The following is a 23390-nucleotide window of genomic DNA, read 5'->3' as shown; positions in this document are numbered from 1 at the left end:
GACCGGCGTTTTTATAAAATATATGATTGGTGAAAAAGGCCGTTTTTGTGCCTGCTCACGCCAGTCCAAGGTGGTGCCGACGATCGAACGAATGCCCAAACGGCAGCGGCATCAGCTGCTTGCCAAACTTATGGAGGAAAATCCGTTCATGACAGACCGGGAGCTTACCAGGCATTTAAAGGTAAGCATCCAAACGATCCGCCTGGATCGGATGGAACTTGGTATTCCCGAACTGCGCGAGCGGCTGAAGCTGATGGCGGAGCGTTCGTACGATACGGTACGGTCATTGCCGCTTCATGAAGTGATAGGTGATATTGTTGATCTTCAGCTGGACAAGAGCGGAATTTCGATCTTTGAAATACGTGAGGAGCATGTGTTCTCGCGAACCGGCATTGCCCGGGGCCATCATGTTTTTGCCCAAGCCAATTCGCTAGCCGTCGCCATTATCGACAATCCCATCGCTTTAACGGTAACGGCGGACATTCGGTTCATTCGCCCGGTAAAATTAGATGAAAAATGCATAGCGAAAGCCTATGTGAGGTCCATTTCCGGCGAACGCTCCAAAGCGAAGGTCGAAATTTTCACGTATGTTGGTGAAGAAATGGTTTTTCAAGGGAATTTTGTGATTTTCCGCTCCGCGGGGGAGGCGGAGAATGAAGGAGGGGACGAACATGCGGATCGCCATTGACGCTATGGGCGGAGATAATGCGCCAGGGCTCATTGTGAAGGGCGTGCTTGAAGCCGCGCACGAGTGGCCGGATACGGAGCTTGTACTGGTTGGCGATACTGCCATCATCGAGCAGTTGATGGGTGGCAATAAGCCAGCCAATATTAGTCTTTGTCATGCCGATGAGGTTATCGGACCTGATGATGAGCCGGTAAAGGCTGTTAGGCGTAAAAAAGGGGCTTCCATGGTCGTGGCGGGACAGCTCGTCCGTGAAAAACGGGCAGATGCGATGCTGTCTGCCGGAAATACCGGAGCATTGATGACGACAGGGCTGCTCGTTGTCGGCCGTCTGGACGGCATTGAGCGCCCGGCGCTCGCGCCTATGCTTCCGACGATGGACGATGTCGGCATGCTGGCGCTTGATTTGGGCGCTAATATGGACGCGAAGCCAGAACATTTATTGCAATACGCTATTATGGGAAGCATTTATCGCTCCAAAGTGCATGGAATGGAAAAGCCGCGTATCGGGCTGCTCAACGTTGGAACGGAAGCTCGCAAAGGCAATGAGCTGACTAAGGCGGCATACGATTTGCTCGAACAGTCGCCGATTCATTTTATCGGAAATGTTGAGGCAAGAGACGTGCTTAGCCGCAGCTGTGATGTTCTCATTTGCGACGGATTTGCTGGAAATATTATGTTGAAAGCGATGGAAGGCACGGCAGGCAGCCTGTTTGGCTTCATCAAAGACGCTTTTGGCGAAACGCTGCTTACGAAGCTGGCCGGAGCGATTATGCTGCCGAAGCTGCGCAAGCTCAAAAACAAAATGGATTATAAAGAACATGGTAGCGCTCCGCTGCTCGGCTTGAACGGGCTCGTCATGAAATGCCACGGCTCCTCTGACGAGGTAGCTGTCAAAAGCGCGATTCGCCAGGCGCGAATTGCCATTCAAGGCAAGCTGACCGAATCGATCGCAGCGGAAATAAGCGGGAAGTGAGTGTGTTGTGGTGAATTTGCATCCTGTAGGCATTATTGGTACAGGCAAATATGTGCCTGAACGTATTATTACGAATCAGCAGCTTGAACAAATGGTCGAAACGAATGATGAGTGGATTGTTACCCGCACCGGGATTAGCGAGCGCCGGATGGCTGCCCCCGAAGAAGCGACTTCAGACCTCGCTTATCAAGCCTCCAAAGCTGCGATTGCAGCTGCGGGACTTACGGTAGAGGATATCGACCTCATTATCGTGGCGACGATAACACCTGATATGGCGTTTCCATCGACCTCCTGTCTGCTTCAAGAGAAGCTTGGAGCCAAGCAGGCGGCAGCATTCGATCTTTCCGCAGCTTGCTCGGGCTTTATTTATGGCCTTGCGACAGCAACGAGCATGATTTCTTCCGGCTTGTATAAGCATGTGCTTGTTGTTGGCGCAGAGACGCTTTCGCGCATAACGGATTACACAGACCGCAATACATGCATTTTGTTCGGCGACGGTGCGGGTGCGGTTGTGCTTGGCGAGGTGCCAGAAGGCAGAGGCTTCAAGTCTTTCCAGCTCGGAGCGGATGGAGGCGGCGGTGAACTGCTGAAAGTAAGCGGCGGCGGTTCCCGCATGCCGGCTTCGGAGGAAAGTGTCGCATCACGGCAGCATTTTATCCATATGGCTGGCAATGATGTGTTTAAATTTGCGGTGCGCATTATGGGCAGCGCAGCAGAGGAAGCGCTTCGCAAAGCGGATATGACGAAGGATCAAATCGATCTGCTTATTCCGCATCAGGCGAATATTCGAATCATTCAATCGGCGCTTAACCGTCTGAATTTGTCTGAGGAGAAATGCATGATAAATTTGAACAACTACGGCAATATGTCCGCAGCATCGATTCCGGTTGCGCTGGCGGAAGCGGTTGAGCAAAATCGTGTGAAAGAAGGAGACGCTCTCGTATTCGTCGGCTTTGGCGGCGGACTGACTTGGGGAGCTTCTGTATTGATTTGGTAACGGAGGGATTGCAGGATGGGTAAAACCGCTTTTGTATTTCCAGGACAAGGTGCTCAGGCTGTAGGGATGGGCAAAGATGTTTATGAAGCGTTCTCGCGCTCGCGCCAGGTTTTTGAACAGGCAGACGAAGCGCTTGGCTTCAAGCTGAGCGAGATTATTTTTGACGGGCCGGAAGATACGCTGAAGCAGACGGCGAATACGCAGCCTGCGCTGCTTACGGTAAGCGTCGCGCTGCTGCAAGCGCTAGAAGGCCGCGGTTTGAAAGCGGACTATGTAGCGGGCCACAGCCTTGGGGAGTACAGCGCGCTAGTAGCATCGGGCGTTTTGTCCTTTGAGGATGCCGTTCGTACAGTGCGTTCCCGTGGTCTCTTTATGGAGCAGGCGGTTCCGGGTGGACATGGCGCAATGGCAGCTGTGCTTGGCGCAGAGCGCGAGGCGCTTGCCGAGCTATGCCGTACAGTGACGGCAGAAGGCCATGTTGTCGAGCTTGCGAACGTGAACTGCCCAGGGCAGATCGTCGTTTCCGGTTCTGCGGCTGGTGTTCAGGCGATTGTCGAACGCGGCAAGGAAGCAGGATTCAAGCGGGTCATTCCGCTTGAGGTTAGCGGCCCCTTCCATTCATCGCTTATGAAGCCTGCTGCCCAGCAGCTTGCTGGCGTATTGGCAGACGTAAGCATGAGCGATGCAGCTGTGCCTGTTGTAGCTAACGTTACTGCTAGTGCAGTGACGGATGCGGCGGAACTTCGCGGACTGCTGGTCGAGCAAGTCTACTCGCCCGTACTGTGGGAAGACAGCGTTCGTTATTTAATCGCGGAAGGCGTAGATACTTTCGTGGAAATCGGTTCAGGCACGGTGCTTGCCGGCTTGATCAAAAAAATCGATAAATCCGTCAAGGTGATCTCGCTTAACAGCATTGCAGCTCTGGATGCTTTGCAAGCAGCCGAATAGGGGAGGTTTTATCATGTTCGCGAATTTGGAAGGCAAGAAGGCGCTTGTAACGGGCGCTTCCCGTGGAATTGGCAGAGCGATTGCGATCGCGCTGGCAGAAGCCGGGGCCGATGTGGCCATTAACTATTCGGGCAGCGAGGCAGCCGCCGCTGAGACAGCTCAAGCTGTAGAGGCGCTTGGACGCCGTGCAATTGTACTGCAGGCTAATGTAGGCAAGGCGGCTGAATTCGAGGCTATGGTCAAGGATGTGCTGGAGCAGTTCGGTGCTATTGATATTTTGGTGAATAATGCCGGAATTACAAGAGACAACCTGATCATGCGTATGAAGGAAGAGGAATTTGACCAAGTTATTGAGACGAACTTGAAGGGCGTATTCAATGGCATCAAGGCGGTTACTCGTCCAATGATGAAGCAGCGTTCAGGCCGCATTATTAATATTTCATCCGTCGTTGGGGTGCTTGGCAATCCTGGACAAGCTAACTATGTTGCCGCTAAGGCTGGCGTTATTGGCCTTACGAAAGCTAGCGCGAAGGAACTGGCTTCGCGAGGCATTACGGTCAACTGCGTCGCGCCAGGCTTCATTCAGACTGAAATGACGGACAAGCTTCCAGAAGAAATGAAGGAATCGCTTGCCGGTCAAATTCCGCTTGCGCGCCTTGGTAGCCCTGAGGATATTGCAGCAGCTGTGCGTTTTCTGGCGTCTGATGTAGCAGGCTATATGACGGGTCAAACCATTCATGTAGATGGCGGCATGTACATGTAAAAAAAGTGCCGCAAAGGCCTTGCCGGGAATTAAAACGGTTACGTATGGCATTTTAGTTTTAATTCTCGTATAATACCAAAGAGGAGGTGAACCGGATGTCCGAAGTAATAGATCGCGTAAAACGTATCGTTGTAGACCGCCTAGGTGTAGACGAAGCGGAAGTAACGCTTGAAGCTTCATTTAAAGATGACCTCGGCGCTGACTCGCTCGATGTCGTGGAATTGGTCATGGAGCTTGAAGACGAGTTCGATATGGAGATCTCTGATGAAGATGCAGAGAAAATCACAACAGTAGGAGAAGTTGTTAAATACATACAATCTCTTAACTAAGGAAGCCTGGGTCCCGTTGTCACAAACGGGACTTCTCTCCATCTAGGGCATGTGATTATGAATACGAATAAATGAGCGTAAGAGCTATTTATATATAAAAGATACAGCGCAGCAGCGTGTTATCTATATTGCAGTTCATAGAGGTGAATCGAAATGAAGCAAAGAGTTGTCGTTACAGGTATGGGAGTTATGACTTCCCTCGGATATGAGCTTGAGGAGTTTTGGGGCAATTTGCTCGCAGGCAAGTCTGGTGTGTCCGTTGTGGAAGCGTTCGATTTTTCGGAATACCCTACGTACATTGCCGCAGAAATCAAAAACTTCAATCCGGAGGATTTCGGATTGGACAAGAAGGAAGCGCGCCGTATGGACCGCTTCGTGCAGTTCGCTGCGGTAGCCAGCCAATTGGCGGTTAAGGATGCAGATTTGAAAATCGGTGAAAACGCTGATGAAGAACGCGTAGGCGTTATGATTGGTTCCGGTATTGGCGGCCTGGGCACTTGGGAAGATCAGCATAATATTTTGCTGGAAAAAGGCCCGAAGCGCGTCAGCCCGTTTTTTATTCCAATGATGATTGCCAATATGGCATCTGGTCAAGTATCCATGCTGACTGGCGCGAAAGGCCCGAACAGCACGGCGGTTACCGCTTGTGCGACAGGCACGCATTCCATTGGTGATTCTTATAAGATGATTATGCGCGGCGACGCTGATGTCATGCTGTGCGGCGGTGCTGAGGCGACTATCCGTCCAACGGGAATGGCCGGCTTCTGCTCCATGCGCGCCATGTCCGTTCGCAATGATGAGCCAAGCAAAGCAAGCCGTCCTTTCGATATAGACCGCGATGGTTTCGTTATGGGCGAGGGTGCAGGCGTGCTTGTATTGGAATCTCTCGAGCATGCCCAAAAACGTGGAGCTCGGATCTACGCTGAAATTATTGGCTATGGCATGAGCGGCGATGCGCATCATATGACAGAGCCTGATCCAGACGGCGCAGCACGCTGTATGGTGAAAGCGCTCAAAGATGCTGGACTTGCTCCAGAAGAAATCGATTATATTAATGCTCACGGCACTTCAACGCCAGTAGGCGACCGTTCGGAGACGAAAGCGATTAAGAAAGCATTTGGCGACCATGCTTATAAGCTGGCAGTCAGCTCGACGAAGTCGATGACGGGACATTTGCTTGGCGCAGCCGGCGGAGTGGAAGCGGTTATTTTAGGCTTGACGCTGCAAAACGGTATCATTGCACCAACGATTAACTTAGACAACCAAGATCCAGAATGTGATTTGGATTATGTGCCGAATGAGCCGCGCAAAGCGGATGTTCGTATCGCAATGTCCAACTCCTTCGGTTTTGGCGGTCATAATGCGACGATCGTGATGAAAGTTTATGAAGCATGATTCTCTAAGCGAGCTGCAGTCGCGTCTGGGGCTACGCTTCAAACAACATAGGCTGCTGAAGCAAGCTTTCACGCATACGTCGTATGTAAATGAGCATAAACATGGCACAATCGAGCATAATGAGCGTTTGGAGTTTTTGGGCGATGCGGTATTGCAGCTGCTCGTCTCGGAATTTCTGTTTCGCTCATATCCACGTCGGCCGGAGGGCGAGCTTACGCGTATGCGCGCCTCGGTCGTATGTGAACCGTCACTTGCCCTTTTTGCGGAACGGCTCGCTCTTGGCGCCTACGTCCTGCTGGGACGGGGCGAAGAGCAGCTGGGCGGCAGACAAAGGCCGGCACTGCTGGCGGATTTGTTTGAAGCGTTTGTCGGTGCGATTTTTCTCGATGCGGGTATGGACCGGGCCCGTGCTTTTCTTGAAGAGCATGTGTTTCCATTCATCGAATCGAACGATTACGGACTGCTCGTGAAGGATTTCAAATCCAAGCTGCAGGAGCGCGCCCAGCATCATGGGCTCGGTACGGTAGAATACCGGATTACCGAGGAGCGCGGACCGGCGCATGATCGCGAGTTTGTCGTGGAAGTGATTTTGGGTGATGCCAGATGCGGCAGCGGCAGCGGTCGGACGAAGAAGGAAGCGGAGCAGCGCGCAGCGGAAGAAGCGTGGCACTCCCTTTCCGCTCAGCCGTAAAGAGGAAGCTATAGGAAGAGGCTACCAGGATTGTTACAAATCCTGGTAGCCTCTTTTTTTATTGTAAGAAAGGATGCTAGAAGGCATAAAGTGAGGTTATCCGGCGTCTGGATTTTGTGGTACAATAGCGGGTGAGGTGAAAGACAATTTATGTTCCTTAAGCGTATTGAACTAGCAGGTTTTAAATCGTTTGCCGATAAGACGGAGATGGAGTTCGTTACGGGGATTACGGCAGTGGTCGGCCCTAACGGCAGCGGCAAAAGCAATATTTCCGACGGCATCCGCTGGGTGCTCGGCGAGCAAAGCGCCAAAAGCCTTCGCGGCGGCAAAATGGAAGATATTATTTTCGCCGGAAGCGATGCGCGCAAAGCAGTCAATTATGGCGAAGTGTCGCTGACGCTCGACAATACGGATGGAGCACTGCCACTGGAGTACAATGAGGTGACAGTAACCCGCCGTGTCCATCGCAGCGGTGACAGTGAATATATGATTAACAAGCAATCATGTCGGCTCAAGGATATTACAGAGCTGTTTATGGATACGGGAATCGGCAAGGAAGCTTATTCGATTATCGGACAAGGCCGAATTGAGGAAATACTAAGCACTAGGTCTGAGGATCGCCGTGGTATTTTTGAAGAAGCTTCCGGTATCGTTAAATATAAATCGCGCAAGCGTGAAGCGCAGAAGAAGCTTGATGAGACGGAGCAGAACCTGCTGCGCATTCACGATTTGGTTACTGAGCTCGAAGACCAGGTAGGGCCGCTCAAGGAACAATCGGAGAAAGCGATTCATTATAAAGCGCTGCGGGAGCAGCTGCGAACGAAAGAAATTTCCATGTACGTTCACAACATTGATTCGGTCCATAAATCTTGGTCGGAGGCAAATGCCAAGCTGGAGGTGCTCAAGCAAAGCGAGCTGGAGCTGTCAACGGTTGTGAGCAAGCATGATGCGCATTTGGAGAAGGATCGCCTTGCGCTGCGCGAAATTGAGGAGAAGCTCGACCGCCTTCATGAAGCGATGCTGCAATATAGCGAGGATTATGAAAAATGCGAAGGCTACGGCGAGGTTTTGAAGGAACGCAAACGCAACTTGGAGCATAACAAGCTGCAGCTTGAGGAATCTGCTGCGTCTCAGGATGCCCGCATTGGCACGCTGATGCAGGAAGAGGCGGAATTCCGCAGCCGTGCAGCTGCTCTGGAGCTGCAGCTTGCCGATTTGAAGTCGAAGCTGGCTGAAGAGGAAGACCGTCTTATTGGCGTTGTTGGCGGAGCTGCGCCGGATGCCGAGGAGACGCTGAAGGGCGAACTGCTTGATGTGCTTAGTGCAATGGCGGAGCTGCGCAACGAAATTCGTTATGCCCAGCAGCAGAAGGAAGCTGTTGGACGGCGGATGGAGCGTCTTGGCGAGGATGAGCTGAAGTGGAAAGAGCAGAAGCGGAAAAGTGGAGCTAGACGTGCGCAGCTGGAAGCACAGCTGGAAGCGATTTTGAAAGATATTAATGGCGCTCGCAACAAATACATAGATGAGGCTGAAAAAGCGAAGCAGACCGGGCAGTATGTAGATGAAGCGGCTGCTGCTATTCGCAAATGGGAGCAAAAAATCGACGCCAGCATTTCCCGTCGCGATACGATGAAAGAAATGCAGGATGCACTCGACGGTTTTATGCACGGCGTTCGGGAGGTGCTCAAGGCGTCGCGCCGCACTTCGGGCGGCATTAGCGGCGTTCATGGCGCGGTTGCTGAACTGGTTCGCGTGCCAGAGCGGATCGAGGTAGCGGTTGAAACAGCGCTTGGCGGTGCGCTTCAGCATGTGGTCATGGAGGATGAGAAGACAGCTCGCGCAGCGATTGCATTTTTGAAGCAGCGTCAGCTCGGCCGGGCTACTTTTCTGCCTCTCGATGTCATTCGCGGAAGGCAAGTGCCTGAGCATGACAGACGACTTGCTGAAAACGCAGAAGGTTTTGTAGGCGTTGCTGCTGATCTGGTCTCTTGCGACCCGCAATATAAGTCTATTATTCAAAACTTGCTCGGCAATGTATTGCTTGCTGAAAATTTGGAGCAGGCGAACCGTATCGCTTCAAAATGTCAATATCGCTACCGGGTTGTAACGCTAGAGGGCGATGTTGTAAATGCCGGGGGTTCGATGACAGGCGGAAGCTTGCAGAAAAAAGGAGCAAGCTTGCTTGGACGGCAGCGGCAAATTGAAGGGCTGGATGAGGAAATTACGGCAGCTGAGGCAACGATGAAGCAGCTCCGCGACAAGCTCAGCGACCTACGCAAGGAGCAGTCGATCCGATCGCAAAATATGGAGGAGCTGCGCTCGCGTTCGGAGCAATCGCGTATTGACGAGCAGCAGGTGCGGGCAGAGCTTCAGCAGATGCTGTCTGAGGAAAAGCAGCTTAATGAGCAGGAGCAGCTGTATTCCGCTGATCGCAGCAGCCATTTGGCTGAGCAGCAAACGATGCAGGCTACTACCGAGCAGGCGCAGGCGAAGCTTGAGAAGTTGGTAGCAGATGAAGCTAGGCTGCAGGAGGCGATCAAGCTTGCCGAGGAGCGCCGCAAAGCGAGCGAAACGGCGAAGGAAGCACTGCAAGGCCAGCTGACCGATTTGAAAATCAGCTCAGCCAAGACAGACCAAGAAAAGCAGTCGTTTGAAGACCAAGCCGCCCGTGTTCGGGCTGATATTGTACGAGCGAAGCAGGAGCTTGGCAATGTCCGTTCCCTGCTTGCACAGCAGGAAGAGGAGATTGCTCGCCATGCAGACGAGAGCGTGCAGCAGGTGGAGCAGCTTAATCACCTGAAGCTTAAGAAGCAGGAATGCGCGGAGCAGACGGATTTGCAGCGTTCGGCAAGAGCGGATCGAATCCGTGAGCTGGAACAGGGCGAGAGCGAGACGAAGGAGCAGCGTACGCAGCTCCGGCAAATCGAGGAGCAGCTGCGCCAAAACGAAATCGCCGCCAATCGCCTTGATGTGGAGCTGGACAATTTGCTGCGCAAGCTCAGCGAGGAATACGAGCTAAGCATTGAGCTGGCGAGAGAGCAATACCCTGTGCCTGAAGATGTCATTGGTACACAAAATCTAGTTCGTGATTTGAAGCGCCAAATTACGATGCTAGGCGACGTGAATCTGGGCGCTATTGACGAGTATGAGCGCGTCAAGGAGCGTTATGAGTTTTTATCAGAGCAGAAGGATGATCTGGTAGAAGCCAAGACGACGCTTTATCAAGTTATTCGCGAGATGGACGATGAAATGTCGAAACGGTTCAAAACGACCTTTGAAGCGATCAGAGGCCACTTCAGCATCGTGTTTGCCAAGCTGTTCGGCGGCGGCCGGGCAGATCTTGTTCTGGTCGAGCCGGATCGCGTGCTCGATACGGGTATCGACATTGTAGCGCAGCCGCCAGGCAAGAAGCTGCAAAACTTGCAGCTTCTCTCCGGCGGTGAGCGGGCGCTTACGGCAATTGCGCTGCTGTTTGCAATTTTGCAGGTGAAGCCAGTGCCTTTCTGCGTATTGGATGAGGTAGAGGCAGCGCTTGATGAAGCGAATGTATCTAGGTTTGCCCAATATTTGCGTGAATTTTCCGAGCTCACGCAGTTTATCGTCGTTACCCACCGCAAAGGCACGATGGAGGAAGCCGATGTGCTTTATGGCGTAACGATGGAGGAAGGCGGCGTATCGAAGCTCGTATCGGTCCGTCTGGAGGAAGAAGAGGAGCAGGCTACCGCGTAGCATGCGGATCTAAGAATGAGGAAATCATATAGCATAGTTACGAAGACGGAGGAGCAATCGCGATGAGTTTTTTCAAAAGATTGAAGGAAAGCATCGCTTCCAAGACGGAAGCGGTCACGACGATATTTAAAGAAGGGTTATCCAAAACCCGCACAGCGTTTGTCGAAAAAGTAGAAGAGCTCATTACGCGCCGGAAAAAGATTGACGAGGAGTTTTACGAGGAGCTTGAAGAAATTTTGATTGGCGCCGATGTAGGCGTCAATACCGTGATGAAGCTGATTGACGAGCTGCGTGCAGAAGTGAAAAAACGCAAAATCGAAGATGCGGCGGATTTGCAGCCGGTATTGTCGGAGAAGCTCGTTGAGTTGCTGAGGGGTGATGACAACGAGAAAACAGCGCTTCGCATGTCGGGTAGCGGCATTACCGTTATTTTGTTCGTCGGCGTCAATGGCGTTGGCAAAACGACGACGATTGGCAAGCTGGCCTACAAGTATAAAAATGAGGGCAAAAGCGTCCTGCTGGCAGCGGGCGATACGTTCCGCGCCGGTGCCATTGAGCAGTTGGAGGTGTGGGGCCAGCGCGTAGGCGTTGACGTCATTAAGCAGCAGTCCGGCTCCGATCCGGCAGCCGTCATGTTTGATGCGGTGCAGGCGGCGAAGCAGCGGGGCGTAGATATTTTGCTTTGCGACACAGCGGGAAGGCTGCAAAACAAGTCCAATTTGATGGAAGAGCTCAATAAAATTTTCCGCGTCATTCAGCGTGAAATTCCAGATGCGCCTCATGAGGTGCTGCTGGTGCTCGATGCGACTACTGGCCAAAATGCACTCAGCCAAGCGAAGCTGTTCGGCGAGAAAAGCGGCGTAACCGGCCTCGTATTGACGAAGCTTGATGGTACAGCTAAAGGCGGCATCGTCATTGCTATCCGCAATGAGCTGAATTTGCCTGTGAAGCTGGTAGGCTTAGGCGAGAAGATGACGGATTTGCAACAGTTTGATTCGGAGCAGTTTGTACATGCCTTGTTTGCGGGCCTTATCAAGGATCAAGAGGGATCGGAAGAGGCGGAAACGCAGCAGTAAATAAGCTTTTTGAAAATATAAGAATGTATAAGTTTCCCCTTTATACTCCGCTTATATTTCACCGCGAAACGTTAGCTTTACCGCCAGAGGACGGCTTTCGGCCGTTTACGCTTGGTCTAAAATGCATCCATTTAGGGATGACAAGGTTTAAAGCTTGACAGTGCCTGCTTCAATCGTGTAAGATAAGAGACGTTGCTTAGGTGTAAAGGATTTACCCTTGACGGGAAGGAGCAAAGGTCATGAATGCTAGTGAACCAGACGCCCTTGCGAAGACGACCCGAATTAATTTATTGTTTGACTTTTATGAGCCCCTGCTCACTGAGAAGCAGAGGACTTCACTTAAATATTATTTTCACGATGATTTCTCGCTTGGGGAAATTGCAGCGGAATCCGGCATTAGCAGGCAGGCGGTTTATGAGCATGTGAAGCGCGCGGTGCAGGTGCTTGAAAGCTACGAGGGCAAGCTTCGCTTGCTGGAGAAGCATGAAGCGCTGCAGCAGCTTGCCGAACATCTGGGAAATAGCGTAACAGAGCTTTCCCTTGGAACGGATGCCAAGCAGGGAATTCTAGATATAATTGAGCAATTAATAACGACGAACAACAGGTAAGGAAATAACGGAGGTGATGGATCATGGCGGCATTTGAAAGCTTGTCAAGCCGATTGCAAAACGTTTTTAGCAAGCTGAAGGGCAAAGGCAAAGTATCCGATGCTGATGTAAACGAGGCGATGCGTGAAGTACGTCTTGCGCTGCTGGAGGCAGACGTTAACTTTAAAGTCGTCAAAGATTTTATCGCCAAAGTAAAGGAACAGGCTATTGGTCAGGAAGTGGAGAAAAGCTTTACTCCAGGCATGGTCATTATTAACATCGTTAATAAAGAACTGACCGAGCTGATGGGCGGTACGCAAAGCAAGCTGGCGAAAGCGAATAAACCGCCAACGGTTATTATGATGGTCGGCTTGCAGGGCGCAGGTAAAACAACGACGTCCGGCAAGCTTGCCAAGCTTCTGCAGAAGAGCAATCATAAGCCTTTGCTTGTAGCCTGCGATATTTATCGTCCAGCTGCGATCAAGCAGTTGCAAGTGCTCGGCGAGCAAATCAATGCTCCGGTGTTTGCGCTTGGCGATCAAGCTTCTCCGGTAGAAATTGCGAAGCAAGGCTTGCAGCATGCGAAAGAAAATCATAATGACTACGTCATTATTGATACAGCGGGCCGGCTTCATATTGACGAAACGCTGATGGACGAGCTGAAGCAAATTCATCAGCTGGTTAAGCCCGATGAAGTGCTGCTCGTTGTTGACTCCATGACAGGTCAAGATGCAGTCAACGTAGCACAAAGCTTCCATGAGCAGCTTGAGCTGACCGGTGTTGTATTGACGAAGCTTGATGGCGACACCCGTGGTGGTGCGGCATTATCCGTTAAAGCTGTAACAGGCCAGCCAATCAAGTTTGCTGCTATGGGCGAGAAGATCGATTCGCTTGAGCCGTTCTATCCAGACCGGATGGCATCGCGGATTCTCGGCATGGGTGACATGCTTTCTCTTATCGAGAAGGCCCAGATGAACATTGATGCAGACAAAGCTGCCGAGATGGAGCGCAAGATGCGCACGGCCGAGTTTACATTTGATGATTTTCTGGAGCAAATGGCGCAGGTTCGCAATTTGGGGCCGATTGACCAGTTGATGGATATGTTGCCAGGGATGGGCAAGGTCAAAGGCCTTAAAGACATGAAAATCGATGAGAAGCAAATCGGCCGTATTGAGGCGATTGTGCGCTCGATGACGAAGGAAGAAAAGACGAAGCCGGAAATTCTTAACCACAGCCGCCGGAAGCGGGTTGCTGCTGGAAGCGGAACATCGGTTGCCGAAGTCAATCGACTGATCAAGCAGTTCGATGACATGCGCAAAATGATGAAGCAGTTTTCGTCCATGATGGGGCCTAAAGGCCTCAAGGGCGGCAAGAAGGGCCTTAAAGGCATGCTGGGCAAAGGCATGAAGTTTCCGTTTTAAATAGCAAATAGGTTTATTAGTTGAAGGAGGTGAATTTCACATGGCAGTACGTATTCGTTTGAAACGTATGGGTGCTCACAAAGCCCCTTTTTATCGCGTAGTTGTTTCTAACTCCCGTTCGCCGCGCGACGGTCGCTTTATCGAGGAGATCGGTACTTATAACCCGGTTGCACAACCGGCTCAAGTATCCATCAACGAAGAAAAAGCTTTGAAATGGCTGCAAAACGGAGCGCAAGCTTCGGATACAGCTCGCGACTTGCTTTCCAAAGCAGGCGTAATGAAAAAGTTCCATGAGCTTAAGCAACAGAAATAACTGTTGAACAGCGGAGGGCCTTTATAATGAAAGAATTGATTCTTGTCATAGCAAAGGCGTTAGTGGATCATCCGGAAGACGTAAACGTGAAGGAAAGAGACGATGACCGCGGCATCGTATATGAGCTGTCGGTTCATGCGGAGGATGTCGGTAAAATTATCGGCAAGCAAGGCCGCATCGCGAAAGCGATGCGTACGGTTGTAACCTCCGCAGCTGTCAAATCAGAGAAGCGGGTTATCGTGGACATCATATCGTAAAACGTATTCGGAGAGGGTTAGGGTAGTTTATCCTAACCCTTTTTCAAACATAAAAGCAGGATGATATTCATAGCGGATATTTTCTGTTTTTACGCAAAACGGCTGCTGCCGCCTTTTTTCGGGCCGGCGTCAGCCGTTTATGCGTGTATCATGAGGATTTTGCATAAATGGCCTTGAATGGCGGAGCAACCGCTTATTGGCGTTCTGCGCTTCATTGATTTATGCAAAATCCTGATCATAATAAAAAGAAAACACGAAAGAAAGGATACATGAATAATGAGCGGCAAATGGTTTACAGTTGGCAAAATCGTTAATACACATGGTCTGCGCGGCGAGTTGAAGGTGCTGTCCCAGACCGATTTTGGAGATCTGCGTTTTGCAGCAGGCAATAAGCTCGTTATGATTCATGAGGAGCATGGCACGAAGCTGGAAGTAGAGATTGCGGGCTCCCGTGAGCATAAGGGCAATTATATTATTAAGCTTAAGGGATATAATGATATTAATGAAGTGGAGAAGTACAAGGGCTGGCTGCTGAAGGTAGCAGAGGAGCAGCTTGGGAAGCTGGATGATGGGGAATATTATTTCCACGAAATTATCGGCTGCCGCGTCGTAACAGACGAGGGCGAGGAGCTGGGCACCATTTCTGAAATTTTGCGGCCAGGCGCTAATGATGTGTGGGTCGTGGACCGCCCTAAAGGAAAAGGAAGCCAAGTGCTAATTCCCGTTATCGATGAAGTACTGCTGAACGTAGACATTGCGACGAAGACGGTAACCGTTCATCTGATGGAAGGGTTGATTTAGCGTGAGAGTAGATGTGCTTACGCTCTTCCCTGAAATGTTCGATGGCGTGTTTGGGGCCAGTATTCTTGGCAAGGCACAGGAAAAAGGCATCGTAGCACTGAATGCCATTAATTTTCGCTCTTACTCCGGCAATAAGCATAATACGGTAGACGACTATCCGTATGGCGGAGGAGGAGGCATGGTGCTTAAAGCAGAGCCTGTATTTTCGGCTGTTGAGCACTTAATGGAGCAGGTCGGAACAGGATCCCGTCCGCGTGTTATTTTAATGTGTCCACAAGGGGAAACCTTCACCCAGCAGAAGGCAGAGGAGCTGGCGAAGGAAGAGCATCTGATTATGATTTGCGGTCATTACGAGGGTTATGATGAGCGTATACGCGAGCATTTAGTAACGGATGAGCTTTCGATTGGCGACTATGTGCTGACTGGCGGGGAGCTTCCTGCGATGGTTGTTATCGACAGCGTAGCACGCCTGCTTCCTGGCGTCCTTGGCAATGAAACTTCGGCAGTAACAGATTCATACAGCACAGGCCTGCTGGAGCATCCGCATTATACAAGGCCCGCTGTATTTCGTGATATGGAGGTGCCGGAGGTGCTTATTTCCGGCCACCATAGCCGCATCGAGACATGGCGCCGCGAGCAATCGCTGCTTCGCACACGGAGCAGGCGTCCTGACCTGCTGGAGAAGGCTGAATTGACCGCCAAGGAGCGTAAATGGCTTGCTTCCTTGGACAAACAGCAGTCTTAAGCGATAATGTTGGCAAGCCCGGAAAAAGATGTTGAAATTTGGGTTTGAATATGGTATGATTTCAAATGTTGTTCGTATTAATCGGACGGTCCGCTAATGGTAATGACCCAATTTCAAATGGGAAGTTGGAGAGCTATTAAGAACGTCTATGGTGGAAGGAGTGAATCCAAGATGAATCTCGTACAAGCGATTACGCAAGAGCAGCTTCGCAAAGACCTTCCTAACTTTCGTCCCGGTGACACGTTGAAAGTATACGTTAAAGTTATCGAGGGATCCCGCGAGCGGATCCAGCTATTTGAAGGCGTTGTAATCAAACGTCGTGGCGGCGGTATTAGCGAAACTTTTACAGTACGTAAAATTTCCTACGGTGTTGGCGTCGAAAGAACTTACCCGTTGAACTCGCCTAAAATCGATCGTATCGATGTGGCACGTCGTGGTAAAGTACGTCGCGCTAAACTGTACTACCTACGTAACCTTCGTGGTAAAGCAGCTAGAATTAAAGAAATTCGTTAAGTCGAATAGACAAGAGGGGGCTTGGTTAAACAAGCTCCCTTTCGTTATTCTTACAGCTTGTCAGAAAGTATGAATTCGAGGATGGAAAGAAGGCGTTTTTATGGACCAGCAATCACGTAATGATGAAAATGTAACTGAAATCACATCAGATAGCGCCGAAACGGCTACTCCATCTGCTGAGTCTGACAAGGCAGCGCCTAGCCAAAAAGCAAAAGCGATGAAAGAAACGGTAGAGTGGATCAAAGCGCTTGCTATAGCAGTCGTGCTGGTCGTCATTATCCGCAGTTTTCTGTTTGCGCCGTTTATGGTTGAAGGTGAATCCATGCATCCAAACTTTGAAACAGGCGAGCGTCTCATTGTGAATAAAATTTTGTACAAATTCCGTGAGCCTGACAGAGGCGAGGTTGTCGTATTCCATGTCCCGGAACAAGGCAGAGATTTTATTAAACGCGTCATTGGACTGCCAGGAGATACGATCAAGGTTCAAGGCGATGACGTCTTCATTAATGATGTGAAATTGGAAGAGCCATACATTGCGGATGCCATTAAACAGGCTCAGGCAAATGGTCAGCTTTATAATACAGAATCAGATTTTCCTAATGAGCGAATAACGGAAGCGACTGTGCCGGAGGATACGATTTTCGCAATGGGCGACAATCGCAGCAACAGCCAGGACAGCCGTGCCCTTGGTTATATTTCGGATAAAGAGCTTGTAGGACGGGCGGAAGTTATTTTCTGGCCGCTGAACAAGCTGAGCTTTATTAAGCATTAATTGGCATTTGAATGAGGTGAGAAATTGACGATTCAATGGTTCCCCGGTCATATGACGCGGGCGAAACGACAAATACAGGACAAGCTCAAGCTGATTGATGTAACGATCGAGCTGCTTGATGCACGTATTCCAATGTCCAGCCGCAACCCGATTGTCGATGAAATTTTGGGCGGCAAGCCGCGGCTGATCGTGCTCAACAAGTCTGACCTAGCAGATGCAAAGGTGACAGAGCAATGGATTACGTATTTTAAGGGAGAAGGCCATGAATGTATTGCGGTCGATTCTTCAACAGGAACGCGGGTAAACGAGGTTCCGGTTAAAGCAAAAGAACTGCTGCAGGAAAAAATTGACCGTCAAATCGCAAAGGGCATTAATCCAAGAGCGGTGCGCGGTCTCATCGTCGGCATTCCGAATGTGGGGAAATCGACGCTGATCAACCGTCTGGCGGGTCGCAATATTGCGCTTACTGGTGATCGGCCAGGCGTAACAAAAGGCCAACAGTGGATAAAAGCAGGCAAGGATATGGAACTGCTAGACACGCCGGGCATTTTGTGGCCGAAGTTCGAGGATGAGCTTGTCGGCTATCGCCTTGCGATGACAGGTGCGATTCGCGAGCAGGTTTTGAATATTGAAGATATTGCGTTTTTTGCTTTGAAGGAATTGGTTGACCGTTACTGGAATAGTGTGAAAGAGCGCTTCGAGTTGACGATGGAACAGCCGGATACGAATGAGTCTGATGAAATCGTCAAGGTGATGGAGGAAATCGGACGCAAGCGTGGTTGTTTGCAGAGCGGAGCGCGAGTTGACCTGGAGAAGGTTTCGGGCATTATTTTGCGGGAGCTGCGTGCGGGCAAGTTCGGCCATATTTCGCTTGAAGCACCGTGGAAGCAAAATAGCTAGATTTTTGATGCAATGAGTGTCCTTGTAGTCCTGAGGATTTGAAGCGGGGGATAGGCGGATATGCTGGAGTATGAACGTAAGCTGTGGAGTGAAGGCTGCCAGGCAATTGCTGGTGTGGATGAGGTTGGCCGGGGCTGCCTGTTCGGCGATGTCGTCGCTGCTGCTGTCATTTTGCCGCCTGATCTGGTCATTGAAGGGGTAAATGATTCCAAGAAGCTCTCGGAGAAAAAGCGGGATCAGCTTTATGATATCATTATCGAAAAGTGTATCGCGTGGTCGGTTACCCGTGTAGACGCTGCTGAAATTGACCGCATTAATATTAAGCAGGCTGCTAGGCTTGCAATGAAGCTTTCAATCGAATCATTGGCGATAGAGCCTGATTATTTGCTCATTGATGCAGAGAAAGTGGATGTGCCAAAGCCGCAGCTTGCGATCATCAAAGGGGATGCCAACAGCCAGACGATTGCTGCTGCATCGATTTTGGCCAAAGTAACGCGCGATCGTTTATGTGCGGATGAATGGGAGCAGCTGTATCCAGAATACGGCATAGCTGTACATAAGGGCTACCCGACCAAGCTACATCGCGAGCGGCTGCTAGAGTATGGGGCGAGCCCGCTGCATCGCAAAACCTTTCTTGGGAAAATATTTGCGGAGCAGCAGCAATTATTTTAAACGAGCGGCGGATTATAAGTTTATATGCTTATTTGGATAATGGCATTGGGCGGTTTGGCTATCGCTAGATTTGCTTAAATAAAGAAAGACGGCGCGCTGTTGGTGCAGCGCATGCGCCGTCTTTTTTTTGTATAATGGGGGTTAAATAGGGGTTGATTGAGCAAGCGGCGAAAAAGCTGATTCATCATACGAAGGCGACTAGCCGATAAAGGTAATAAAGCATGTTTTGATAGCGAAGCAGAATGAAGCCTGACGGGCGTAAGCTGAATTTCATCGTAAAACGGGAGCGATGGCAATGAATATTGGACAAATGATGAGAAGCATGCTGGGCGAAGCGTCGGGAACGGATATACGTTCAGCTGAGCTGAAGCCGGGACAGACGGTACGCGCCCTGGTGCTGCAGGTATCGGACAACAATGAGGCCATTGTGCAAATCAACGGCGTGCAGGTAAGGGCGACGCTTGAGGTGCCGTTGGCCGCAGGCCAAGCAGCGATGCTTCAGGTTGGGGCGCAGGCGGAAGGCGGCCTTATTATGCTGAAGCAAATAGACGCTTCGCTCGCCGAGCTGCCGGAACAGTCAATTAAGGATCTGCTTAAGCAGTTCGCTTTGCCCGACCAGAAATGGGCGGCGCAAATCATAAAGAACTTAAATCAAGAAGGCATCCCGCTGAACAAGGATGCCGCGCAGGTGTTTCAGCAAGCGGCGGCAGCTATGCCGTCTGGTGCGGATACAGAGCAATGGATGCAGGCGGCAGCCTCGGCATTCAAGCGCGGTTTGCCTGTGACGGCAGCAACGATTAGTGCGCTGCAGCAGGTGATGTTTGGTCCAGCGGCGCATGAGCTGCTGGACCAGCTGAGCCAGCTGGCGACGACTGCGGCTGCAGCCGGCGGCAAGGAAGCCGCCAGCGGGCAGGCGCAGGCGGGCGGGAAGGAGGCCCAGCTTGCGCAGCAGCTGGGCAAGCTGCAAGCGCTGCTCGGCGAAGGCGCAGAGCTGCTGCGGGGGCTTGGCGGCGGCGAGAAGCCGGAAGCCGCCGCTGGCGAAGCCGGGCGCGCGAATGCGCTGCAGCCGCGCGGAGCAGAAGCGGGAGCCGCCGCGGCGAGAGCGGCGGAGACGGCAAGCAGTGGACAGCCCGCGAAGGCGAGCGGGGCTGAAGCGGCTGTGGCAGCAAGCAAAGGCGATGCTGCTGCGGGAACGGGGGCCGCCGCTGCGGCAGCAGGAGCGGCTGGCAAAGCGGAAGCCAGTCCGGCCAACTGGCTCGGCCAGATGATGAAGTGGCTCGGTGTCGATCACGAGCAGCAGCTCGGAAAGCAACTGCTTGGCATTCAGATACAGCCAGCGGCAGGCTCGACGGAGCCTGCCGCTGCAGAAGCAGAGCAGGGTGTCGCCAATCAGTCCCGTAACGGCGCAGAACAGGCGCTGCGCGGTGAAAACGCGTCTGGGCGCAATGCAAGCTCCGGACAGCTGCAAGAGCGTTCTGGAGCAGCTGAGCGGCCTCTAGCAGCTGCCCAAGCACACCAGCAGGCAGCAGCGGCAAGCGACAAGCTGCCTGAAGGCAGTAAACTTGGCGCTGACTTGCTGAAAGCCGATTCTGGGGCGAATACGCTGCAAGGGTACAAAGGGGAGCCATTGCCTGCTCTTGCTCAAGATAATAAGCAGAATGTGCAGGAATCGCTGAAAAGCGTACTTCTCGCGCTTTCAACCTCCGATGACGCGCCCGCCGCACTTAAAGAGGCGGCGCATCAGCTAGTGCAGCATATTACAGGCCAGCAGCTGCTAATGTCTCCTGAGCGCAATGGCGCCCTTTTCAGCCATCTCACCGTTTTCGTTCCTTTTAAGGGAGATGACGGCAATCAGACGGCATCGGTCCATATTCAAACGCGGCGAGGCCGAAAGGGCGAGCTGGATGCGGATAATTGCCGGCTGCTATTTGATTTATCGATGAAAACGCTAGGAGATACGGTAGTAGACGTCCATGTCGTGGACAAAATTGTAAGCTTGACACTGTGGAATAATCATCCGGCAATGGATGGTCTTGCGAAATCTTCCCGAGCGGAAGTTGCAGACAGCTTGAATCAGGCGGGCTACCAGCTGCTGTCGCTGCGAACCTCTCCGATTGCAGAAAATGAGGAGCACGCTGCTGATGGAGCTGCAGAAGGACATATTACTGCCCCAAGGACGTTTCTTTCCGGCCGTTATAAAGGGGTGGACCTGAAGGTATGAGCGCAGAAGAAAACAAGAACAACAAACCTGAACCGATACGGCGGGCAGTTGCGCTCAAATACGAGCCGGGCGTCGGAACAGCGCCTGTCGTCGTTGCGAAAGGCAAAGGCTATTTAGCAGAGCAGCTAATAGAAAAGGCGAAGGAAAACGGCATTCCGATGCAGGAGGATGCTTCGCTTGTAGAAGTGCTGTCCAAGCTTGATATCGATCAGACGATTCCACCTGAGCTTTATACGCTGGTAGCGGAAATACTCAGCTTTGTTTATCGCTCGGATCGTAAGGCGAGGGATTTGAATGACTAATAGAAAGCCAGACCAGCCTGAACTGACAAGCAGCAAGCGGGCGGACAAGCGCAAATGGACCGGAAAGCTTGGGGAAGCTGCTGCAGAAGCCTACTTGCTGGAAGCCGGCTATACGATTGAGGAGCGCAACTGGCGCTGCCGATCGGGCGAGCTGGATCTCATTGTGTGCGGGGAAGACAAGCTGGTATTTGTCGAGGTGCGCACACGCCGGTCAGGCGGGCGTTTCGGCACAGCCGCGGAGTCGGTTGACTGGCGCAAGCAAAAACAAGTGGCGGAAACAGCGCAAGTTTACTTGAAGCTGACTCGGCAGCTGGAACGGAGCATACGCTTTGATGTCGTTGCTATTACGCTGGAGCACGATGATGCAATAAGTGAGCTGAAGCATATAATAGCGGCATTTTAGCGGTGCATGGTTGAATTGCGAACATTTAAAGCGTGTGAGTCCCAGATATTGGAATATGAAAGCCGTCCTGCTAAAAATGAAAGGAGCATCACTGCGCAATAGGCGGTGATGCTCCTTTTGTTGTTTGATGGATTACTTGTTTAAAATTACTTGTTTAAATCGGCTCTGCTCTTATATGCCTAACCCTATTTTGAACAGCTTATAAGTGTAGCTTTCGATATTGGATAGCTTCTGCTACATGCTCGGCCTCGATATAGTGGCTGCCTTCAACATCAGCTACCGTTCGCGAAAGGCGCATAATGCGGTCATGGGCACGCATGCTGATAGGGAGCGTTTGGAGCGCTTGCCCAAGCAGCTCCGCAGCATCCTGGCGAATCAGCATCACCCGGTGCAGGGATGAGCCAGATAAGCTTGCATCGCCCTCGATTTTCAGCTTTGCAAAACGTGCTTTCTGCCGTTTCCGAGCTGCTTCGACAAGGCGGCGCATCGCTTCAGAGGACAGATTGTTGCGGCTAATATCCGTTATTGAGCTGCCGAGGTCAATGGGCTGCGGAACCTCAAGCTGGATGTCGATCCGATCGAGAAGCGGACCGGACAGCTTGGATTTATACCGGGTAATGATGGCATCCGTGCAGGTACAGCGTTTATCTAATGTCTCATGCCCTGAAAATCCGCAAGGACAAGGATTAAATGACATAGCTAAAATAAAGCGGGCGGGGAAATGAAAGACGGCGCTAGTGCGCGCAATCGTCACAATTCCATCTTCCAATGGCTGCCTCAGTACCTCAAGTGTTTGCCGCGAAAACTCAGGCAGTTCGTCTAAATACAGCACGCCATGGTGGGCGAGTGTCACTTCGCCAGGTTTTGGCACAGATCCGCCACCTACGAGTCCGCCTGCAGAAATCGTATGATGCGGGGCGCGGAAAGGGGCAGCAGCAATCAGTCCTTGATTGTCAGTAGACAGCTTTCCGGCAGCGCTGTATATTTTGGTCACTTCAATCGCTTCCTGCTCGGTCAAAGGCGGGAGAATGGTTGGCAGCCTGCGAATCATCATCGTTTTTCCTGTGCCCGGCGGGCCTGAAAACAGCACATTATGCCGACCTGCCGCAGCAATAACGAGCGCACGCTTGGCCAGCTGCTGACCGATAACATCGCTGTAGTCGCCGCAGTGAGGCGCAAGCTTAGGTTTATTTTCAGCCAACATCCCAGAATAGCTCTTGTCGCCATTTTGTTGGGACGGAGGACAGCGAATCGCCTCCAACCCCTCGCTATCCTGTGGACGCAAATCCATTAAATGCTTGATAGCAAAAAGCTCCATACCGGCTATCCAGGCAGCCTCCGGAGCATTGGCGAGCGGCAGCAGCACGCGGCGGATGCCTGATTTTTTGGCCTGTTCGATCATCGCAAGCACGCCGGTTACCGGCCTAATAGATCCGTTAAGCGAAAGCTCGCCCAGCATCATCGTGTTATGAAAGAGTGCCGCATTTAATTGTCCGCTAGCCGCCAAAATGCCAGCAGCTATGGCAAGGTCAAACGCCGTGCCTTCCTTGCGCAAATCGGCAGGGGCAAGGTTGACGGTAATACGCTCCATCGGGAAGGTGAAGCCGCTATTTTTAATAGCAGCCCGTACTCGCTCGACGGATTCCCGTACAGCGGGGTCTGGCAGCCCGACCACCGCAATTTGCGGCAGGCCGCTTGCAATATCGACCTCCACTGCAATTTCTTTGCCTTCGACGCCATAAACGGTCGCGCTCTGCATTAAGCTGAACATAACAAAAAGCACCTCCAATTAGTGGGATGAAGGTGCTTCCTTACGTCCTGTATATCGCGGTTATGATTTTAAGTGAAATGCCATAATGGATTGCTCTTATGGAGTAGCAAACGAATGTTTGGT

General features: G+C 51.6%; 24 protein-coding genes. 23 read left to right on the top strand and 1 reads right to left on the bottom strand.

Annotation, left to right across the window (positions count from 1 at the left end; genetic code table 11):
- Nucleotides 1-91: 91 nt before the first annotated feature.
- The 23 genes from fapR to AC50Y5_RS23665 all read left to right on the top strand — a co-directional run bounded on the left by fapR (nt 92) and on the right by AC50Y5_RS23665 (nt 21496).
- Nucleotides 92-688: a transcription factor FapR gene (gene fapR / locus AC50Y5_RS23775; RefSeq protein WP_494864019.1), complete on the top strand. Its 597-nt coding sequence runs from the start codon at nt 92-94 to the stop codon at nt 686-688.
- Complete coding sequence (gene plsX / locus AC50Y5_RS23770; RefSeq protein ID WP_056038340.1) at nt 672-1661, top strand: phosphate acyltransferase PlsX; 990 nt, start codon at nt 672-674, stop codon at nt 1659-1661. The genes fapR and plsX overlap by 17 nt, the downstream gene beginning before the upstream one ends.
- 10 nt (nt 1662-1671) lie before the next feature.
- Entirely contained in the window at nt 1672-2658 is a 987-nt protein-coding gene (locus AC50Y5_RS23765; protein WP_056039075.1) for a beta-ketoacyl-ACP synthase III, read from the top strand.
- A gap of 15 nt (nt 2659-2673) precedes the next feature.
- Nucleotides 2674-3606 (top strand): ACP S-malonyltransferase, encoded by a 933-nt coding sequence (gene fabD, locus AC50Y5_RS23760; RefSeq protein ID WP_494863966.1) that lies wholly within the window; start codon nt 2674-2676, stop codon nt 3604-3606.
- Between the two features lie 13 nt (nt 3607-3619).
- On the top strand, nt 3620-4369 hold the full coding sequence (gene fabG, locus AC50Y5_RS23755; protein WP_056038335.1) for a 3-oxoacyl-[acyl-carrier-protein] reductase: 750 nt from the start codon (nt 3620-3622) through the stop codon (nt 4367-4369).
- A gap of 95 nt (nt 4370-4464) precedes the next feature.
- Nucleotides 4465-4698 carry an acyl carrier protein gene (gene acpP / locus AC50Y5_RS23750; protein WP_046230681.1) on the top strand — a complete coding sequence of 78 codons (234 nt, stop codon included), beginning with the start codon at nt 4465-4467 and terminating at the stop codon, nt 4696-4698.
- A 153-nt stretch (nt 4699-4851) separates the two neighbouring features.
- On the top strand, nt 4852-6093 hold the full coding sequence (fabF, locus tag AC50Y5_RS23745; RefSeq protein WP_056038332.1) for a beta-ketoacyl-ACP synthase II: 1242 nt from the start codon (nt 4852-4854) through the stop codon (nt 6091-6093).
- Nucleotides 6083-6784: a ribonuclease III gene (gene rnc, locus AC50Y5_RS23740; protein WP_056038330.1), complete on the top strand. Its 702-nt coding sequence runs from the start codon at nt 6083-6085 to the stop codon at nt 6782-6784. The genes fabF and rnc overlap by 11 nt, the downstream gene beginning before the upstream one ends.
- Before the next feature lie 150 nt (nt 6785-6934).
- Entirely contained in the window at nt 6935-10513 is a 3579-nt protein-coding gene (smc, locus tag AC50Y5_RS23735; RefSeq protein ID WP_056038327.1) for a chromosome segregation protein SMC, read from the top strand.
- Between the two features lie 62 nt (nt 10514-10575).
- Nucleotides 10576-11589 carry a signal recognition particle-docking protein FtsY gene (ftsY, locus tag AC50Y5_RS23730; RefSeq protein WP_056038324.1) on the top strand — a complete coding sequence of 338 codons (1014 nt, stop codon included), beginning with the start codon at nt 10576-10578 and terminating at the stop codon, nt 11587-11589.
- A 239-nt stretch (nt 11590-11828) separates the two neighbouring features.
- A complete protein-coding gene (ylxM, locus tag AC50Y5_RS23725) occupies nt 11829-12197 on the top strand; it encodes a YlxM family DNA-binding protein (protein WP_056038321.1) in 369 nt (122 codons plus the stop codon).
- Nucleotides 12198-12220: 23 nt separating this feature from the next.
- A complete protein-coding gene (ffh, locus tag AC50Y5_RS23720; RefSeq protein WP_494863965.1) occupies nt 12221-13597 on the top strand; it encodes a signal recognition particle protein in 1377 nt (458 codons plus the stop codon).
- A gap of 40 nt (nt 13598-13637) precedes the next feature.
- The gene (gene rpsP, locus AC50Y5_RS23715) at nt 13638-13910 is read left to right on the top strand and encodes a 30S ribosomal protein S16 (RefSeq protein WP_046230688.1); all 273 of its coding nucleotides are present in this window, start codon (nt 13638-13640) and stop codon (nt 13908-13910) included.
- 26 nt (nt 13911-13936) lie between these two features.
- On the top strand, nt 13937-14167 hold the full coding sequence (locus tag AC50Y5_RS23710; protein WP_056038316.1) for a KH domain-containing protein: 231 nt from the start codon (nt 13937-13939) through the stop codon (nt 14165-14167).
- 276 nt (nt 14168-14443) lie between these two features.
- On the top strand, nt 14444-14968 hold the full coding sequence (gene rimM / locus AC50Y5_RS23705; protein WP_494863964.1) for a ribosome maturation factor RimM: 525 nt from the start codon (nt 14444-14446) through the stop codon (nt 14966-14968).
- 1 nt (nt 14969) lies between these two features.
- Entirely contained in the window at nt 14970-15713 is a 744-nt protein-coding gene (gene trmD / locus AC50Y5_RS23700; RefSeq protein WP_056038307.1) for a tRNA (guanosine(37)-N1)-methyltransferase TrmD, read from the top strand.
- Nucleotides 15714-15884: 171 nt separating this feature from the next.
- Nucleotides 15885-16226 carry a 50S ribosomal protein L19 gene (gene rplS, locus AC50Y5_RS23695; protein ID WP_056039073.1) on the top strand — a complete coding sequence of 114 codons (342 nt, stop codon included), beginning with the start codon at nt 15885-15887 and terminating at the stop codon, nt 16224-16226.
- 100 nt (nt 16227-16326) lie between these two features.
- Nucleotides 16327-16998 carry a signal peptidase I gene (lepB, locus tag AC50Y5_RS23690; protein WP_081418927.1) on the top strand — a complete coding sequence of 224 codons (672 nt, stop codon included), beginning with the start codon at nt 16327-16329 and terminating at the stop codon, nt 16996-16998.
- Between the two features lie 24 nt (nt 16999-17022).
- The gene (gene ylqF / locus AC50Y5_RS23685; protein WP_056038305.1) at nt 17023-17898 is read left to right on the top strand and encodes a ribosome biogenesis GTPase YlqF; all 876 of its coding nucleotides are present in this window, start codon (nt 17023-17025) and stop codon (nt 17896-17898) included.
- 60 nt (nt 17899-17958) lie between these two features.
- Nucleotides 17959-18570 (top strand): ribonuclease HII, encoded by a 612-nt coding sequence (rnhB, locus tag AC50Y5_RS23680; RefSeq protein ID WP_099520690.1) that lies wholly within the window; start codon nt 17959-17961, stop codon nt 18568-18570.
- A 295-nt stretch (nt 18571-18865) separates the two neighbouring features.
- A complete protein-coding gene (locus tag AC50Y5_RS23675; protein ID WP_494863963.1) occupies nt 18866-20791 on the top strand; it encodes a TP0910 N-terminal domain-containing protein in 1926 nt (641 codons plus the stop codon).
- Complete coding sequence (locus AC50Y5_RS23670) at nt 20788-21093, top strand: EscU/YscU/HrcU family type III secretion system export apparatus switch protein (protein ID WP_056038296.1); 306 nt, start codon at nt 20788-20790, stop codon at nt 21091-21093. Before AC50Y5_RS23675 ends, AC50Y5_RS23670 begins: the two co-directional genes overlap by 4 nt.
- Nucleotides 21086-21496 carry a YraN family protein gene (locus AC50Y5_RS23665; protein ID WP_494863962.1) on the top strand — a complete coding sequence of 137 codons (411 nt, stop codon included), beginning with the start codon at nt 21086-21088 and terminating at the stop codon, nt 21494-21496. Before AC50Y5_RS23670 ends, AC50Y5_RS23665 begins: the two co-directional genes overlap by 8 nt.
- Nucleotides 21497-21695: 199 nt before the next feature.
- Here the strand turns inward: AC50Y5_RS23665 and AC50Y5_RS23660 are convergent, their stop codons facing one another.
- Nucleotides 21696-23267, bottom strand: coding sequence for a YifB family Mg chelatase-like AAA ATPase (locus AC50Y5_RS23660; RefSeq protein WP_494863961.1), 1572 nt, complete (start codon nt 23265-23267; stop codon nt 21696-21698).
- Between the last annotated feature and the right edge of the window lie 123 nt (nt 23268-23390).

It is taken from the genome of Paenibacillus sp. JT22N7 (genome assembly GCF_059383875.1).
This window is presented reverse-complemented; position numbering and strand designations above follow the sequence as displayed.

Excerpts from the sequence above, each read along its gene's own strand:
- fapR (WP_494864019.1), top strand. The coding sequence starts at position 92 with ATGCCCAAACGGCAGCGGCATCAGCTGCTTGCCAAACTTATGGAGGAA.
- plsX (WP_056038340.1), top strand. The coding sequence starts at position 672 with ATGCGGATCGCCATTGACGCTATGGGCGGAGATAATGCGCCAGGGCTC.
- fabD (WP_494863966.1), top strand. The coding sequence starts at position 2,674 with ATGGGTAAAACCGCTTTTGTATTTCCAGGACAAGGTGCTCAGGCTGTA.
- fabG (WP_056038335.1), top strand. The coding sequence starts at position 3,620 with ATGTTCGCGAATTTGGAAGGCAAGAAGGCGCTTGTAACGGGCGCTTCC.
- acpP (WP_046230681.1), top strand. The coding sequence starts at position 4,465 with ATGTCCGAAGTAATAGATCGCGTAAAACGTATCGTTGTAGACCGCCTA.
- fabF (WP_056038332.1), top strand. The coding sequence starts at position 4,852 with ATGAAGCAAAGAGTTGTCGTTACAGGTATGGGAGTTATGACTTCCCTC.
- rnc (WP_056038330.1), top strand. The coding sequence starts at position 6,083 with ATGAAGCATGATTCTCTAAGCGAGCTGCAGTCGCGTCTGGGGCTACGC.
- smc (WP_056038327.1), top strand. The coding sequence starts at position 6,935 with ATGTTCCTTAAGCGTATTGAACTAGCAGGTTTTAAATCGTTTGCCGAT.
- ftsY (WP_056038324.1), top strand. The coding sequence starts at position 10,576 with ATGAGTTTTTTCAAAAGATTGAAGGAAAGCATCGCTTCCAAGACGGAA.
- ylxM (WP_056038321.1), top strand. The coding sequence starts at position 11,829 with ATGAATGCTAGTGAACCAGACGCCCTTGCGAAGACGACCCGAATTAAT.
- ffh (WP_494863965.1), top strand. The coding sequence starts at position 12,221 with ATGGCGGCATTTGAAAGCTTGTCAAGCCGATTGCAAAACGTTTTTAGC.
- rpsP (WP_046230688.1), top strand. The coding sequence starts at position 13,638 with ATGGCAGTACGTATTCGTTTGAAACGTATGGGTGCTCACAAAGCCCCT.
- AC50Y5_RS23710 (WP_056038316.1), top strand. The coding sequence starts at position 13,937 with ATGAAAGAATTGATTCTTGTCATAGCAAAGGCGTTAGTGGATCATCCG.
- rimM (WP_494863964.1), top strand. The coding sequence starts at position 14,444 with ATGAGCGGCAAATGGTTTACAGTTGGCAAAATCGTTAATACACATGGT.
- rplS (WP_056039073.1), top strand. The coding sequence starts at position 15,885 with ATGAATCTCGTACAAGCGATTACGCAAGAGCAGCTTCGCAAAGACCTT.
- lepB (WP_081418927.1), top strand. The coding sequence starts at position 16,327 with ATGGACCAGCAATCACGTAATGATGAAAATGTAACTGAAATCACATCA.
- rnhB (WP_099520690.1), top strand. The coding sequence starts at position 17,959 with ATGCTGGAGTATGAACGTAAGCTGTGGAGTGAAGGCTGCCAGGCAATT.
- AC50Y5_RS23675 (WP_494863963.1), top strand. The coding sequence starts at position 18,866 with ATGAATATTGGACAAATGATGAGAAGCATGCTGGGCGAAGCGTCGGGA.
- AC50Y5_RS23670 (WP_056038296.1), top strand. The coding sequence starts at position 20,788 with ATGAGCGCAGAAGAAAACAAGAACAACAAACCTGAACCGATACGGCGG.
- AC50Y5_RS23665 (WP_494863962.1), top strand. The coding sequence starts at position 21,086 with ATGACTAATAGAAAGCCAGACCAGCCTGAACTGACAAGCAGCAAGCGG.
- AC50Y5_RS23660 (WP_494863961.1), bottom strand. The coding sequence starts at position 23,267 with ATGTTCAGCTTAATGCAGAGCGCGACCGTTTATGGCGTCGAAGGCAAA.